This window comes from Gaoshiqia sp. US2, from assembly GCF_059705485.1.
This window is the reverse complement of sequence record NZ_AP048550.1, coordinates 4,029,713-4,046,747: the sequence shown is the minus strand read 5'-3', so window position 1 is coordinate 4,046,747 and position 17,035 is coordinate 4,029,713. Positions and strand designations below refer to the sequence as shown.

The 17,035-nt window shown below is 47.7% G+C and carries 12 protein-coding genes; all 12 read left to right on the top strand.

The window, feature by feature from the left end; all coding sequences use genetic code 11:
* The first annotated feature begins 7 nt into the window (after nt 1-7).
* The 12 genes from AC6H3C_RS16140 to AC6H3C_RS16085 all read left to right on the top strand — a co-directional run bounded on the left by AC6H3C_RS16140 (nt 8) and on the right by AC6H3C_RS16085 (nt 16,893).
* Nucleotides 8-1,714, top strand: a complete 1,707-nt coding sequence (locus AC6H3C_RS16140; protein WP_497516440.1) for a hypothetical protein — start codon at nt 8-10, stop codon at nt 1,712-1,714.
* 3 nt (nt 1,715-1,717) lie between these two features.
* On the top strand, nt 1,718-2,959 hold the full coding sequence (locus tag AC6H3C_RS16135; protein ID WP_497516439.1) for a sialidase family protein: 1,242 nt from the start codon (nt 1,718-1,720) through the stop codon (nt 2,957-2,959).
* A 65-nt stretch (nt 2,960-3,024) separates the two neighbouring features.
* Complete coding sequence (locus AC6H3C_RS16130) at nt 3,025-4,188, top strand: alpha/beta hydrolase family protein (RefSeq protein WP_497516438.1); 1,164 nt, start codon at nt 3,025-3,027, stop codon at nt 4,186-4,188.
* Between the two features lie 76 nt (nt 4,189-4,264).
* Complete coding sequence (locus tag AC6H3C_RS16125; protein WP_497516437.1) at nt 4,265-5,881, top strand: hypothetical protein; 1,617 nt, start codon at nt 4,265-4,267, stop codon at nt 5,879-5,881.
* A gap of 73 nt (nt 5,882-5,954) precedes the next feature.
* Nucleotides 5,955-8,420 carry an alpha-L-rhamnosidase-related protein gene (locus AC6H3C_RS16120; protein ID WP_497516436.1) on the top strand — a complete coding sequence of 822 codons (2,466 nt, stop codon included), beginning with the start codon at nt 5,955-5,957 and terminating at the stop codon, nt 8,418-8,420.
* A 14-nt stretch (nt 8,421-8,434) separates the two neighbouring features.
* A complete protein-coding gene (locus tag AC6H3C_RS16115; RefSeq protein WP_497516435.1) occupies nt 8,435-9,514 on the top strand; it encodes a PHP domain-containing protein in 1,080 nt (359 codons plus the stop codon).
* A 46-nt stretch (nt 9,515-9,560) separates the two neighbouring features.
* Nucleotides 9,561-10,898, top strand: coding sequence for a right-handed parallel beta-helix repeat-containing protein (locus tag AC6H3C_RS16110; RefSeq protein WP_497516434.1), 1,338 nt, complete (start codon nt 9,561-9,563; stop codon nt 10,896-10,898).
* Complete coding sequence (locus AC6H3C_RS16105) at nt 10,898-11,593, top strand: hypothetical protein (protein WP_497516433.1); 696 nt, start codon at nt 10,898-10,900, stop codon at nt 11,591-11,593. Before AC6H3C_RS16110 ends, AC6H3C_RS16105 begins: the two co-directional genes overlap by 1 nt.
* A 1-nt stretch (nt 11,594) precedes the next feature.
* Nucleotides 11,595-12,674 carry an amidohydrolase family protein gene (locus AC6H3C_RS16100; RefSeq protein WP_497516432.1) on the top strand — a complete coding sequence of 360 codons (1,080 nt, stop codon included), beginning with the start codon at nt 11,595-11,597 and terminating at the stop codon, nt 12,672-12,674.
* Between the two features lie 11 nt (nt 12,675-12,685).
* Nucleotides 12,686-13,816, top strand: coding sequence for an acyltransferase family protein (locus AC6H3C_RS16095; RefSeq protein ID WP_497516431.1), 1,131 nt, complete (start codon nt 12,686-12,688; stop codon nt 13,814-13,816).
* A 36-nt stretch (nt 13,817-13,852) separates the two neighbouring features.
* Entirely contained in the window at nt 13,853-16,135 is a 2,283-nt protein-coding gene (locus AC6H3C_RS16090; protein ID WP_497516430.1) for an alpha-amylase family protein, read from the top strand.
* 95 nt (nt 16,136-16,230) lie between these two features.
* A complete protein-coding gene (locus AC6H3C_RS16085) occupies nt 16,231-16,893 on the top strand; it encodes a lysoplasmalogenase (RefSeq protein WP_497516429.1) in 663 nt (220 codons plus the stop codon).
* The last annotated feature ends 142 nt before the right edge of the window (nt 16,894-17,035 follow it).

Here is a 17,035-nt window from a genome sequence, read left to right as displayed (position 1 = left end):
CAAAAAGATGAAGAACAGATATGATAGATTATTCAACCCGGGGCAATTTATAGCATGGGTTTTGGCGTTGGTTTTTGCAGTCGGTGCAACTGTCCGTCCGGTTTCGGCACAACCGAAGCGCACGCAGGATACAGACAAACAATTTTTTGTTGGGGTTGATAATTCCGGCGATAAATTTCAACCCGGTGAGTTTTTCAATTATCCGGCGATGGAGGCGTTGGGCGTCGATTTCATCAGTTACAAATACCGCGGTCCCAAAGGCACCATTGAAGAAGAAGCCGCGACCTTGAAAAAACTGCTCCACCGTGCGGAAGAAAAAAATCTGAAAATACTTTTCAACGTGGAATCGGGAAACTGGAGGCTCGACATGTTCAGTACCGACGGGCACAACTGGGTGAAACAGCCCGGGGGCCTGCATCAGTTCAGGTTTCCGCCGCAGGTGCTGAAAAATATTCAGCAATCGCCTGCTTTTTGGGGAACGATGTACGATGAACTGGAACATTCGCAAATCACCCGCAACCTGACCATTGCGTTAAGCAATCCGGGTGTCGAACGGGTCAGTTTGGCCGAAACTACCGGAATGGATTTCAAATCGGCAGATGAAGCCGTGTTTAAAGGTGCCCAATCGCTGGTCGATTATCACCGTGGTTTTGGCAACGGAAAAATGCTGACCGAGCATGTATGGCCGGTACTTTTTCACAATTTTGCACGGGCAGGAATGGCTCCCGCTTACAAGCAAATGAAGGAAAACTGGTCGAATGTGTGGGCGGCCTGTGCCATGGGAGCCTGCCTTCAATACAATCAGGAGTTATGGGCCTGTCTGGATTTTTGGAACCACAACACCTATCCCGGACACAGTGCCGAAGAATTGCAGGGAAACCTGCTGTTTGCATACTGGGCGGGGGTCGACAAGGCGTATGTTGAAAATGTGGGCAGTCTTTATTCGTTAGACGAAAATCAGAACGTGAAGCTGGGAGAAAGGGGAGAAGTGTTCAGGACTTTTGTGAAAGAATATATTCCATCGAATCCTCGCCCATACTCGTTCCGCGATTTTGAGCCGCAAATCGCCATCATCCGTTTCGATGATACGGCCTGGGGACAGGGAAAAGATGTTTTTTGCACTGTTGAAGAAGGCGGCCAAACAATTGACCTGTACTGGAAAGACTGGTTGTTCGGCGCTTACAACCTCAATACAAGCCCCGAATCGGAAGAGTGGATAAAAGCCTGGCACACCATCACCCACGGAATGGTGAAAAAGGAAAGCCTTTCGTGGAATGCAGGTAACCACTACATGGAAATGCCGCACCGCTCTTTTGCACCGGCCAACTCGCCCATTGTGTTCGACGATTCGGTAACCATAGAACATCTCAAAACCGTGAAACTGGCTTTTCTGTGCGGATTGTTTATGAGTAACAAAACGCTTGACGATATCAATGAACGTGTAAAGAAAAATGGCCTGGTGGTAGTTACCTCGGCGCGTTTTGCCCCCAAAAAGCTGCTTGCCGCTTATACCGGAGGAACCAAAGAATTTAGCGACGGAAAAGGGAAGTGGATCATCACTGACGACATGGCAGGCGATGACCTGAAAAAACGGGTAAAGCCTTTTATTGGGAAAAATGACGAAATTGTGTATAACTTTAGCGGAAACCGGAAGGTGACCATGAAAATATCGCCTGACGGGGATGAACTGGAAATCATCAAAACAAACTTCTGAGAAATGAAAAAAACAACATTTTTACTTGTTCTTGCTATCATTTTGACCGGATTCTTTCATGCGAAAGGGGAAAACAGACCATGCGGCGACAATACAATCGATTTGCAAAAAAACGTAAGTTCAACCAACCTGCCAGGCATTCGAAAAGTGAAAGACCTGATTATTTACCGGGACACCATGTTTTATTCTGCATTTCCATCGGTTGTAACACGCCCTGACGGGGAAATCCTGCTTGCTTTCCGCAGGGCTCCGGAGCGACGCTTGTTTGGGCAGGAAGGTATCTCGCACACCGACCCGAACAGTTACCTGGTGATGGTCCGTTCGCGCGATGGTGAAAACTGGACAACCGAGCCGGAACTGATTTACGCACATCCCTTCGGCGGTTCGCAGGATCCCTGCTTGCTCCAGTTAACCGACGGTACATTACTCTGTGCCAGCTATACCTGGGGCTTAATCCGCCCGGATGCCGGTCAGGCGCTGAACAGGCCAATCAGCCTGGTCAAAGGTAAATCGGAACAATCGCCGGCCTTTACTTTTTTAGGTGGTTACCTGATGCGTTCAACCGACGGCGGGAAATCATGGTCGGGTCCGTTTTATCCGCCAAATGTGCCGGCAGAAACACAGGTCGATGTTTGGGGGAAACCGCTTCCGGCCTATAACCGGGGTGCTTTGTGCGAGGGGAAAGACGGCAAAATTTATTGGGCGGTCGCAGCCCGCGATGCGGTATCGCCGGCAAAAACTTCGGTTTATCTGTTGATTTCTGAAGACAAGGGGCTTAGCTGGAATTATGCCTGCCCGGTTGCGGTCGACAACGAAATTTCATTCAACGAAACATCGCTTTATGAAACTCCCGGGGGCGACCTGGTGGCTTTTCTTCGAACAGCTGATATGCCCGGTCATCTTTCCTGCATCGCCCGTTCATCCGACGGAGGAAAATCCTTTCGGTGGCAAAGTATGAATTTTTACGGTTATCCGTTGCATGCCTTAAAATTGCCCGACGATCGGGTCTTGCTCACTTATGGTTATCGCAACAAACCCTACGGTATCAGGGCAAAAATACTGAATGCCGAATGTTCAGATTTTGAAACGGCTACTGAATTTGTTATCCGTGATGACGGAGGAACAACCGATCTGGGGTATTCCTGGGCTGTTCAACTGGACAAAAAGCGGGTTTTGGTGGTGTATTATTTCAATACCGGCAACGGGAACCGGCATATAGCAGGAACGATTCTTGAGATTCAATAAAAAAAACAGTTCAGATTAATGAATAAAATACTGATATTCAGGTTTTCAATAATATACATACACGTATGAATCAATCTTTACCTCATCAAAGCTTTCTCAAAATTGGCTTGGTCTTAGCATTAAGCTTGTTTCTGTTACAGTGTCGTGTTGAAAATGCGTCAGTTGCAAAAATATTTCACTTTGAAGAAGTTGAAAGGTACGAAGCGCCTGCTCATTTTTCAACCATGTACGATCATGCCGGGATGATGTATGAATTCAAGGGTACGTCGGTTGCCGATTTTGAAAGATGGCAGAAAACGTTCCGCCCGGAACTGAAAAAAATACTTGGCCTGAACGTGCTGGAAGCACAACTGGACGATTATCAGCCTAAAGCAGAAATGCTATCGTCTGAAGATCTGGGTTTTGCCACCCGCGAACGCTGGCAGATCTGGACCGAGCCCACGGTTCCGCTGCCGTTTATTTTACTTCGCCCGAAAAATATGGAAGGAACAAGGGGATTGGTGATTGCCCCTCACGGACATTCGAAAAATACGGAACTATATGCCGGAGTATATAATTCGGAAGAAGAACGGGTAAGCGGCGAGGTAGGCGAACGAAATGTGGCCATTCAGGCTGTTCGGGAGGGCTATTTCGCCATAGCGCCCACCACCCGAGGGTTTGGCGAAACACGAAGCCCCGAAGACAAAGAAGGTGATGCCCGCTCATCGTGCCGGACCTTGCTGCTGCACGATATTTTGGTTGGCCGTACGCCCATTGGCGACCGGGTTTGGGATGTATCGAAACTGATTGACTGGGCATTTGCCAACTTGCCGGTCGATCATGAAAAAGTAGTCGTAACCGGCAATTCCGGCGGCGGAACTGTCAGCTTGTTTGCCGCCGCCTGCGATACCCGGATCACCGTTGCTGTGCCTGCGTCGTATTTCTGCACCTTTACCGGCAGTATCGGGTCGCTTCATCATTGCGAGTGTAATTATGTCTCCGGCATCATGCAACTCGGCGAGATGGCCGATGTAGCCGGTTTGATTGCCCCGCGCCCGTTTTGTGCCGTTCAGGGTAAACTGGATAAAATCTTCCCGATTGAAGAATCGCGCAAAGCTTTCGCACACTTACAGCAAATTTATGCGGCTGCCGATGTCCCCGGAAATTGTGAATTGTACGAAGGCCCTGAAGGGCACCGCTATTATAAAGATGGTGTATGGCCTTTTGTCAAAAAGCATGTTGCGAAATAGCCGTGGCCGGTCAATATGAAAAACTGCCACAATTTGAGGCTGTTTTGTGGATGTTTCCCATAAAAAAATGATCTTTGTGCCCAAATTAGCAGCCGTAAAAATGGATCATACAGCCGGAAGGGAAGCAATCGGTAAAGGAAGATCGGGAACTGTTTACCGAAGTTCTGATAATCGCGGAAATATTCTTGCCATCAAAGTTTTTTCGGGGGCTGATTCCCTCACAAAATTTGTCAATTATGTTCTGACAGGCGCTCCAAATCCGTATATCTGGAACGAACATGCCGTTGAGTGTGCTCACCTGAGAAGGGAAATATTGACCATCCTGATTCCGAAGTGGTTTGGCTCTCATCTGAAAATTGCACGTTCGTACGGAACGGCCTGGAACAGTGAATTTCGGGCTTACGAAATCGTAACCGAATTTATTACCGGGCGACAGGTTAGTCTTCATCATCCTTTCTCGAACGAAACGGAAGGGGAATACGATGACTTGTGCAGGCAGGTGATGGAACCTTTACAAAAGAAACTGATCGCTTCCGGTTTTGATGGCCTGGTTTGGCAGGCGGGAAAAGGCAATCCGGTGGCGCTCAATAATTTTTTACTCGACCAGGACGGAAACTGGGTCTGGATTGATGCCGAATCGGGTGTTCCGGCTATATTTCCCTTGAACCCGCTTTCGTTGCTGTTTTTTTATCTTGCAAAAGCGTTTAAATACAAGCATTTATTGTTTGATGACGTTGATACGGAAAAACTGCATCGTTATGTGGAAGAAATCCGGGATCGGTTTGAAGAAGAAGAGCTGAGCCGGTTGAATGAAGCCATCAACCAGTTGAAAAAACAGCAAGATGAATGGTGGTCAATCGGAAGGGCAAGGAAAAGCATAACCTACAAACTGAAGAAGGGGAAAATCACCGAAAGCCAGGCAAGCTGGTACAATCGTCACGTAATATTGTGGTATGCAAAAGAATTGGCAGGTTTGGCGAAAAGCGGACTGATAAACATGGCCGTGAAAATGCCGCTTTGGATTATACGAAAGTTGCTGTCAATCAATCTATGGGAGATAACGAAAAACATTTACAAATTTCTCTTTGTCAGGGAATACCGAAAATACACAATTGAGAAGTACCTGAATAAGCGGATCGATGAATGGGTAAAGCGGGGCCAGCTGAATTTCGATCAGTCGGAATTTTTGCGGGATCAGGCCAAACACGAGTCAAGCAGCCCGTATCTGGCCGATTTTATCATCGTATTGGGACTAAAACCGGTTACACAGGTAATCGAGTTGGTGGTGCTTCCCTCGTTATATGCCACCGGTTTAATCAGCGTTGGTGTCCTGGCCATTGGCGCAGCCCTGGGTGGATCAATCTACCGGACAATCTATACCTTAGGTAAAATGCTTTATGAACAAGTCCGGTTTCCCGAATCGGAAAGGCATCCCCGGATGATTGCACTGATTCTCGGCTTAATCCCGACTGTTGGAAACGCCGCGTACCCCATTCAAATGATCTATTCGACCACGACCCGGAAAAAAGAATTGGCCGAATTCCTTACCTACGACCTGGCATCGAACATCGGCGAACGCATCCCGATATGGGGAGGAAGAGATACGAAAACAGAACATTTCTTCAACCGGATTCCTGATTTCATCATACGAAAAAGAGACGGATTGAAAAATTGCTGCCGGAAAACAAAATAAAAGCCGGTACCGGAGCGCATTTAAACCAAAGATTAATATTATCTTTTGGCAGCCTAATTCTAATCTGCTAAACATGAACAAAATCAGTACGGTGATACGTATATCACTTTCTGTTGCATTTCTGATTCCGCTATTTCTGGGATGGTCTTCATGCACAGAATCTTCTTCTTCCCAAAGTCCCGAAATTGATTTAATAAAAGAAGCGCTGCCCGTTTGGGCCGAAGGCCGCGAAAATGAAATGAACCTCACCTTGGGATTTCAGGGAGCTTTTACGGCAAAAGAAAAGCAGGATATCCGGCTGAAGATAACCGCGTCGACACTCTACCGCGTATTTCTGAACGGAGAGTTTGTTGGTTACGGGCCTGCCCGGGCGGCACACGGTTATTTCAGGGTGGATGATTACCCGCTGGGGCCCCTGGTGAAAAAGGGTGAAAACATCCTGGCCATTGAGGTCGCCGGCTACAACGTAAACAGTTATTACACCCTCGATCAGCCTTCTTTTTTGCAGGCGGAAGTCGTGTCCAGGAAAAAAGTATTGCTGGCAACCGGAACCGCTCCCGGGTTTAAAGCATTCCAACTCAAGGAACGTCTTCAAAAAGCGGAACGTTACAGTTTTCAGCGACCCTTTACAGAGTATTACCGGATGGCAAACGATTTTGACCAGTGGAAAACAAACGTCGGTTCAGCGGTTGAGAGCTTGACGTTGGTTCGCCAACCGGCCGTCAGTTTGCTCGCCCGTAACCTGCTTCTTCCTGAATTTGCAAAAGTAAAGCCCGTCGCGGTATATGCTACCGGAACTATCGGATTTGAAAAGCCTGAAACCTATAAGAAAGACCGTTCTCTGATCCGGATCAGCGAAAAACTGAAGGGTTACACCGAAGACGAGCTCGAATTGGATGTGCTGCCGTCGCAGCTGATGCAGGAAATTGTGACCAAAACACAGGATACCCGCTCTGAACCATTTTCAGGAAACCCGGTTACACTGGAAGAAAACGAGTTTATCACCTTCGATTTTGGCGTTAACCTTTCGGGTTTTGTTGGCAGCAAAATAAGCTGTTCCGAGCCGTCGAAGCTGGTTTTTTATTTTGATGAAATGCTGACTGACGGCGATGTCAATCCTAAAAGAAGGATGGCCGATGTCAACAACCAGGTGGTTTACGAACTGGAACCGGGTGATTACACGCTGGAATCGTTCGAATCGTACACCTTCAAGTACCTGAAAGCGATGCTACTGAAGGGAAGCTGTCAGCTTCAGACGATTTATTTACGCGAATACGCTTATCCCGAAAACCGGCTGGCTTCGTTTTCGTCGGGAAACGACAAGCTGAACGAAATATATAAGGCGGCGCGGCAAACCTACCGGCAAAATGCGGTGGATTTGTTCATGGATTGTCCTTCGCGCGAGCGTGCGGGCTGGCTCTGCGACAGCTATTTTTCGGCGATCATGGAGAAAGATTTCACCGGACGGTTGGACGTGGGGCATAACTTTTACGAGAACTACGCTTTGCCCGAAAGTTTCGCTTTTCTGCCCGAAGGCATGTTGCCCATGTGTTACCCGGCCGATCATAATGATGGCGTGTTTATTCCCAACTGGGCCTTGTGGTTCATCATTCAAATTGACGATTATGCCCGGCGCGGCGGCGACCAGGCCCTTGTTGAACAACTTAAGCCCCGGATTACGAAACTGCTGGAGTATTTTGCCCGTTTCGAAAACGAAGACGGTTTGCTGGAAAAGCTTGATAGCTGGATTTTTGTGGAATGGTCGAAAGCCAACAGTTTTGTCCGCGACGTCAATTACCCGACCAATATGCTGTATAGCGCGGCATTGACCAGCGCCGCCAATTTGTATCAAAACGACAGTTGGAAGCAAAAGGCTGAGCGGGTCAGCCGGCAGGTGCTGAAACAATCGTACAACGGAACCTTTTTTGTGGACAATGCCGTCAGAAATGCAAACGGCCGGCTTGAAGTGACTCAAAACACCACCGAAGTTTGCCAGTACTATGCTTTCTTCTTTCAAATTGCTACACCTGAAACCCACCCGGAACTGTGGCAAAAACTGACGACCGAATTCGGCCCGAACCGCAACGATGCCGTCGCCTGGCCGAATGTTTTCCGCGCCAATGCGTTCATCGGGAATTACCTTCGGATGGATATCCTGTCGCGCTACGGCTTACAAAACCAGCTGCTTGGCGAAATACAGGATTACTTCTACTACATGGCCGAGCGCACCGGTACCTTATGGGAAAATGTAGATGCACATGCCAGTTGCAACCACGGTTTTGCATCGTACCTGGGACATATTCTTTATCGCGATATCCTGGGAATCAGTCAGCTCGATTATGCCAACAAAGAAGTGACGATCCGTTTTTCCGATCTTGACTTAAATGAATGCAGCGGGGCCATTCCGCTTGACGACCAAGTTGTTGAACTGAACTGGAAACGTTCGGGAAACGAAATCAGCTATTCACTGAAAGTCCCGGATGGGTATCGGGTAAATGTTGAAAATTTGAGTTCGTATGAGTTGAAACAAATCAAATAATAAATAACCTGACGATGAAACTAAATAAAATCGTTTTTGCCACCACACTTGGTGTTGCCGCCCTGTTTGGGCAAGGCACCGCACAAATTCAAAATGCAGATGTGTACGAATTCCCGGAAATGGCGATGCAAAATTACCGCTATCACCTCAACATCCCCGACCTGGATGGTTATCAAACGCTGAAATGTGATTTCCACGTTCATACCGTATTTTCCGACGGAAAAGTATGGCCCGACATGCGGGTAAACGAAGCCTGGAACGAAGGTTTGGATGCCATTGCCATTACAGACCATATTGAATACCGGCCCAACAAAGAAACCGTCATCGGCGATTTAAACAAATCCAACGAAATTGCACAAAAGCGGGGCAGCGAAATTGGAATGATCGTTATAAAGGGAACGGAAATTACCCGGAAAAAACCGCTTGGTCACCTCAATGCGCTGTTTGTGCAGGATGTGAATAAAATTGATTTGCCCAATGAGTTGGATGCCATTGACGAAGCAGTCAAACAAGGCGCTTATATTCTGTGGAACCATCCCGGATGGCCAAACGATACCAGCACCCTGTACCCGATTCACGAAAAATTGATTGCCGAAAAAAAATTACATGGCGTTGAGGTGTTTAACTCGTGGGAATATTACCCGAAAGTATTGGATTGGTGTAACGAATTTGGACTGGCCCATTTCGCCAATTCCGACATTCATTATACCAGCGCGAACATGTACCGGGAAAAAAATCAGCGACCAATGACCCTGGTTTTTGTCAAAGAACGTTCGGAAGACGGAGTTAAGGAAGCCTTATTTGCCGGACGTTCAGTGGCCTGTTTTAATAACAAGCTCGCGGGCAAAGAAGCATTGCTGAACGAAATCGTTCAAAAATCCCTTTCGGTAAAAGTCGTCAACAAGGAAAAAAACATCATTGAAATTCACAACCAATCCGATCTTCTATTTCAGATCAGTTATGGAACGCTGATGTATTCGGTGTCTGTTTATCCCAACCAGGTCCTTCGGGCAAATATTTCTTCAGGAACTGAAGTAAGCTTCACAAACTGTTTGACCGGTCAGGATAAACATCTGGTTACTAAACTTTGGTAGCGATAAGAAACACAACATGCAAATTTTAACGGTACAATTTTGCATAATGAAAAGAATAAACCTGTATTTTTTAACAGCTTTGGTGTTTGCCATTTCGTGCAATAATCCCAACCAGCTTTATGTTTCGACGTTGGGAGATGATCAGGGCGACGGTTCGGCGGGAAAACCGTTCCGGACGATCGAAAAGGCGCGCGATGTCGTTCGCGAAAAACGTCAGGAAGGAAACGGGGCCGCTTTTTCAATTCTTCTGAAAGAGGGCGATTACTATTTCACCCGCAGCCTTGAATTTGACAGCCGGGACAGGGATTTGACCCTAGCTGCCCTCAATCAGGAGAAAGTTCGTTTTACCGGCGGAATTTCGATCGATCCGGCTTTGGCAGAGTCTGTGTCAGGAACGGAAAAAGGGAACATGTTCCCGGGAAAAAACCGGGAGCACATCGTCATGATTGATCTCAAAAAACTGGCGATTACCAATTACGGTGAGTTAAAGCAGGTTGGTTTCAGCCATCCGTTCCAATGCTCCTGGATGGAACTGTTTATTAACGGCGACCCCGGCCACTTGTCCCGCTGGCCAAACGATTCGGTGGTCGGTATGGGTGAAGTGATTGAGAAAGGATCAGTTCCCTCCGAAGGCGATACTACGAAGTTTGGAGGGATTTTTCGTTATCAGGGCAACCGTCCGGCTGCCTGGAAACCTTCCGGCGATCTGTGGCTGTCCGGCTATTTCAGGTACGGCTGGGCCGACGATGCCGTGAAGGTTGCCGCAATTGACACCCTGGAACAAACCATCGAGACGGTACAGCCGCACCGTTATGGCTTTCTCTCCGGAAAACCTTACAATACCTGGTATGCTTACAATATTCCCGAAGAGATTGACGCTCCGGGCGAATATTATATCGACCGCGAAAACGGCGTTCTCTATTTTTACCGGCCTGAAAAAACGGAGACAGTCGAAGTGTCGATGCTCGAAGTACCTTTTGTGGTGTTGAACGGTTCCTCAAACATCTCCATCCGTGAGATAACATTCGAGTGCTCGCGAACACACAGTGTTGACCTGATAAGCGCCAACAATTGCAAACTGATCAACTGTACGTTCCGCAACCTGGGTTCATTTGCCGTTCATATCGGCGATGGCGACGACGGGACGACCGGGAAAAACAACGGCCTTAGCGGTTGTACGATTGAACAAACCGCTTCGGGCGGAGTTCGCCTCTTCGGAGGAAACCGGCAGACGCTCGACCCTGCCGGAACTACGTCGAAAATTGCCGGATCCACGATTTTAACCGGATTGCAAAAACTTATTGCGCCGGAGTTCAGATCAAGGGCGTTGGAAACCGCATTGCCCATTGCGAAATTTATCAGGGTCCTCATTGCGCCGTTCTGATGTCGGGGAACGAGCACCTGATCGAGTTTAACGATATTCACGATGTGTGCCTGGCAACCGATGATGTAGGCGCACTTTATTACGGGAGGAACCCTTCGGAACGAGGTCACCTGGTTCAGTTCAACTACTTTCACGATCTGGGGCAGGAGCACCGGACCACCGCTGTTTATCACGATGATGGCGCCTGCGGCATGAAAGTCTTCGGAAATGTTTTTTACAGGGCAGGAGCCTTTCCGTCGCTGATCGGTGGAGGAAGCGACAACGCGTATATCAACAATATTTTTATCGATTGCCCGGTGGGTATTAAGGTCGACAACCGGCTGCAGGCATACGATTGGGCGATACCCATGATTGCTCCCGGAAATGTTTACGATAAAGCGCTCCGCGAAATAAAACATGACCAGGCTCCGTACAGCGACAAATATCCTGAACTGGCCATCTATTGGGACGACAATCCGGCCTTCCCGAAACGAAATGTGGTGGATAAAAACATCTTTGTCGGGGTTGAAACGGTGATCCTGGGCGACAAAAAGTTTCTTGAATATGGCGACCATAATTACGTGACCAGTAATGATCCGGGCTTTTTTAATCGGAAAGAACAGGATTTCAGACTCAGTGAAAATTCGGAAATATTTACAAAAATTCCCGGTTTGCAGCCAATTCCGTTCGAACAAATCGGGCTAAAGAAAGAATAACATGATCAGGTCATATTTTTCAGTTTTCGTTTTCCTGGGATTCCTTTTTTCAGGAAATTCATGCACACGGAAGCCGATGTATTATACCGGCGCTGATTTTGAAAAAGTCAAAAAGATTGACTTTCACTTTCATTACGATTCTCCTGATGATTGTTACCTGAAATTTGCGGATTCGCTGAACTTCAGAATTCTTTCGCCCAACGTCGATGCCGGGGAACCGTTTGAAGAACAACTCGAAATCACGTCAGCGCTTAAAAAATCTTATCCGGAGAAACTGGCTTTTTTTGGCACATTCGGGGTGGATGGTTTTGGTAGCCCTGGTTTTGCTGAACAAACGATTGCCCAAATTGAACGATGTATGAAAGCCGGCGCTTCGGGAATAAAAATCTGGAAAAATATCGGGATGGATTTGAAAGACGAAACGGGCGGTTTTGTGATGGCAGACCATCCTGCTTTTGAGCCTGTTTTTCGTTACATGGAAGAAAAAAAGATTCCCCTGATGGCCCATTTGGGTGAACCGCGGAATTGCTGGCTCCCGGAGGAAGAGATGACACTCGGCGATGACCGGCGCTATTATCAAAGGCATCCCGAATATCACATGTATCTTCATCCGGAAGCGCCTTCGTACGAAGCCCAGTTGGCAGCGCGCGACAATTTGCTGAAAAAGTATCCGTCGCTGAAAATGATCGGCGCTCATTTGGGAAGTATAGAGTGGAGCGTGGACGAACTGGCGGCCCGGCTGGACCGCTTCCCGAATTTCGATGTCGATCTGTCAGCACGGATTGGCCATTTGCAGTACCAGGCGACTGGTGACTATGAAAAGGTTCGCAATTTTATGGTCAACTACCAGGACCGGATTCTTTACGGAACCGATGACAACGTTCACGGAAACCAAGCTAATTTCAGTATTGTATTACAAGGGCTCCGAAACCGTTGGTTCGAACAGTGGCTTTTCCTGGCAACCGACACTGTCCTCCCGGTCAACGACCTTGGCGGGCAAGAAGTGAAAGGGCTGCAATTGCCGAAGGAGGTGATTGATAAGTTGTATTACAAAAACGCGAAAAAATATTTTACCTACTAAACTAAACCTGTATGGAACTTCAAAAAACGGAACGTCTGGGGTCGCTCGACGTATTGCGCGGCTTCGACCTGTTTTGCCTGGTATTTTTTCAACCGGTATTCCGCTCGCTGGGGCGGGCTGTCAACACGCCCTGGATGGATGTGATGATGAACCCATTTGAACACGTTGCCTGGGAAGGTTTCGCGTTCTGGGATATCATCATGCCTTTGTTTATGTTTATGGCAGGGGCATCGATGCCCTTTGCCTTTGGCAAATACCTGAAAAACGGAGGTAAAACGCAGTTGTATAAACGCATTTTGAAAAGGGTTTTGTTGCTTTGGATTTTTGGCATGATGTGCCAGGGAAACCTGCTGGCTCTTGATCCCGGGCGGATTTTCTTTTTCTCGAATACCCTTCAGGCTATAGCCATTGGTTACCTGATTTCTGCCATTCTGCTCATGCACTTCAACCGGAAAGGACAAATTGCTGTCACCGCCGGTTTGTTGCTTATATATTGGGCTTTGCTTTCGTTTGTAAAAATCGGGGAGTGGGGCGGCGGTAATTTTGGTCCCGACAACAACCTGGCTGAATCCATCGACCGGATGGTTTTGGGCCGTTTTCGCGACGGTTCAAGCCTGACCGAAACGGGGATTGATTTCGGCAACTACCGCTACACCTGGTTACTTAGCAGCCTGAACTTCGGGGTCACCGTAATGACCGGTGTTTTTGCCGGGCAAATCATGAAAGGCAGCCTTCCGAAAATCAAAAAAGTACAGTGGTTGGCCATCGGCGGAGTGTTGATGATTGTGGCCGGTCAGTTATGGGGATTGCAAATACCAATCATTAAAAAAATATGGACCAGTTCGATGACCCTATACAGCAGCGGGATTTGTTTTTTGCTGATGGCGCTTTTTTATTATCTGGTCGATTACAAAAATTACGGCAAATATCTGAATTGGCTGAAAATATATGGAATGAACTCCATTCTGGCTTATATGCTGTACGAAATAATAAGTTTTGGCAGTATCAGTAACTCGCTGCTTCACGGAACCGAACAGTTTTTGGGTAACTATTACGGAACCCTGATCAAACTGGCCAATGTATCGATCATTTTTTTCATCCTTTTGCTGATGTACCGAAAAGGGAAATTTTTGAAAGTGTAATAAAAAGTGATACAAGCTGTTTTCAAAAGAAAGACCTTGATTCCGGAAATTATCGGTTGTGCTTTTCTTTTCGGTTGCACTTCAGGTAACCCGGCAGGAGAATGGACGATCTCGGCTGACGGAAATAACGTCGTCATACGGGCCGGGATGCTCGAACGCAGTCTCCGGATAACTGACAGGGAGACCGTTACAGATGTTCTTTCGGTGGGCGGGATTAATGTCATTGCTGAAAACGCGAACGAATTCTCGGTTACTTTTTGGAAAGCGTCGCCCGATGCTGAACCGCAGGGTATTGGCTATTCCGATAAGGGTGGCGTTGAGCAGGAAGATGCCGTGAAGAACCAGACGGATGCCCTGAATGTAGCTAAAAAAGACAATGTAAGCGGCCAAACAATGGAATGGATTGATCCGGCTTTGGTTACAGGAAAACAAGCCGGAGCCATTTTCGACTCGGTCAGTTATTCTATTCTCTTTCCCGAAAAAGGGACGAAAAGGCTGATCGTTTCCCTTGCTTCAACAGGAAAAAACACATGGGAAGGGATTTCAGCACAGATCAATTATGAAATTTATGAAGGGTTTCCGGCCATCCGCAAATGGGTGAAATTTGCCAATTACGGGCTGCACTGGATAAAAATTGATCAATTAACCATTGACGATGTGGAAATAAACGAAACCCATTCCTTCCTAACGCCGCTTAGTCCCGGGTCAGGAGGCATTGACCCCGCAATTGTTGCATTCAGCGATTCTGCTGCCGCTTCCGGCCTCATCCTGGCCAGCGAGGCGCCTTCCAAACTGCGTTCATTTTCAGGCAAAGGGGCTTTGGGGTACAATCCTGAAGTTTTTGAATGGGTGATTGGCCCAGGCGAATCGTTTGTGTCGGAACCGGTATTCGTTTATGCCTTTTCAGGTGAAAGTTATTCCACTGTCTCTTCTATCTCTACTGCACTCGACCGCTGTGTGGAAAGGGAATTTAAAGCGTTTCTGGACAAAAAAATAATACGTCCGATAGGGGATAAAAGCATTGCGCCGGTTTTTTGCACCTGGACCAACTATGCCGCTGAGATTAACGACAGCAACATGCGTATTGCTGCCGATATTGCCGCACAAATTGGCTTTAAATGTTTTCAACTGGATGCGGGCTGGTCCGACGCGGGCCCCGGCGGAGGGTGGGCCGTTTCAACAATCAGTCCCGTTCCTGAAAAATTTTCCGATCTGAATGACCTGAGCAGTTACATCCAATCGAAAAGCATGAAAACCGGCCTTTGGTATTCGGTTTTTATTAACGAACAGCAAGCCGGCAAAAGCGGGGATGAACCGCCTCTGTTTAGCTTGCCGCTTATCCGGCGGGCCGGCGGACTGGGGCTCAGTATGTGTTATGAAAAATCCCGGACGAAATATGCCGATGAAATTGTTTATCTGCACAAAACGTATCAGTCGGGTTATTTCAAACAGGATTTGAGCAATGTATGTTACGGTGATATCGCCCGCGGGCACGAAAGCCGCAGCCTGAAAGAATCGTATCTGCGGGGCTTGAGGGGCTTACTGGCCACACAGGACGAAATTCACCGCCGGGCGCCGGATGTGTGGCTCCAGTTGTCGCACGAAATTTACTGGGAAACACCAGGTCCGGAAGCTGATATCGCCGTTTTGAAACATGCCGATTCGTACCACTCGGCGCCCAACGAATACTGGGGCGCCGGCAATCGAAAACAAATGGTGGATGGATCGTGGAAATACAATGTCGATAGTTTGCAGCAAAAGCTGAAACAAGGAGCTTTTCGCACCCGTGACTTGATGTACCGGCACCGGGCTTTGCCGCTCGACCGGATTGAGGTTTTCGGCGCAGTGACCACGAATTTCAACGGGAGCCTGAGCCCCGAAATACAAGACCGGCAGATTTGCAGTTGGCTGATGGGCGCCCCTCTTTCTTTTTCAGGTGATTTAACCTCGCTCTCTAACGAAAACATGGAACGATACCGGTGCCGCTTTGCCCTACTCGAAAACCTTCAGCAGAAATACGGCGTTTATGCGCGTTTTCAATTCAGCGGCGTGCCCGCTCCAACCGATGAAGGCTGGCACTGGTGGGGAAAACTGAATGAAGAAGGTTGCGGGGCAGTGGTGGTATTGCGCGGACATGGCGGAGCAGATTCACAAAAAGTCAATATTCCGTGGGTGAAAAAAAACAGAAATTACATTGTTACACCTTTATTTTCGGGAGAAAAACCGGGCAGGTTTACGGGAGAACAACTGCAAAACGGTGAACTGAAGCTCTGTTTGTCGCGCTGGGGGCAGGAAATTATTGAGATAGCAAACCAATAACCGGATGGGATTGGCGTGTGCTGTTTTATAAGGTGTCCGGTGTTAACGGAAAAATATAGTACTGGTATTAAAACCGAAAACCTAACGATATACAAATGAATACAGAAACTTCAAGGCAGAACTGGCTTTATGCACTGTTGCTGTTTCCTGCCATTTCGGCTGTTTTAGCCTTAAACCATTTCGGATTTTTCTTTAAATCGGGAAGCGCCGGCGGAGGGATCCTGATTTTGTTGATTCTCTATTTCAACCAATTGAAGCGTTCGAAAGACGTTTGGGCAATTATGGCGGCCTTTCTGTTTTCGATTGGCGGCGACTGGTTTTTGTCGCACAGGCATGGCGAAACAGAACGGTTTGTAGCAGGCATTGCCTTGTTTTTTGTGGCTCACCTGGGTTATTTGGCCTATGCTTTGCTCAACGGGCGGATTCGATGGACATTCACTCTTATTTTGCTGGTTGGTTATTTGCTTTTCTTTTTCCTGAAAATATTTCCGGGGATCAACGATCAAACCTTGATGCTTGCTGCTTTGGCCTACTTGCTGATCTCCTGTTTTTCGTTTGGAGCAGCATTTGGCCTAAAGGGAGACCGGTGGGAAAAGCGGGCCTATGTTTTCGGGATCTTTCTGATCCTTTTTTCCGATACCATCATAGCCTTCAAAGAGTTTGCCGGCTACCGGGAACTGAATTTTTTGATTTTACCCACTTATTACCTTGCGCACCTGGTCATCACTTTTTCGTTGATGTACAGGAAAAAAACCTGAGCCCACTCCGAAAATCCAGGACTAACTTTGTTGTTGTAACGCAAAAAACCAAGGCCCACCTGGTTTGAATGCCCCGGAAACAAAGGATTTTACCTGCCGGGTGTGAAGTTGCTGAAAACCACGCCAGGCTTTACTCAAAACC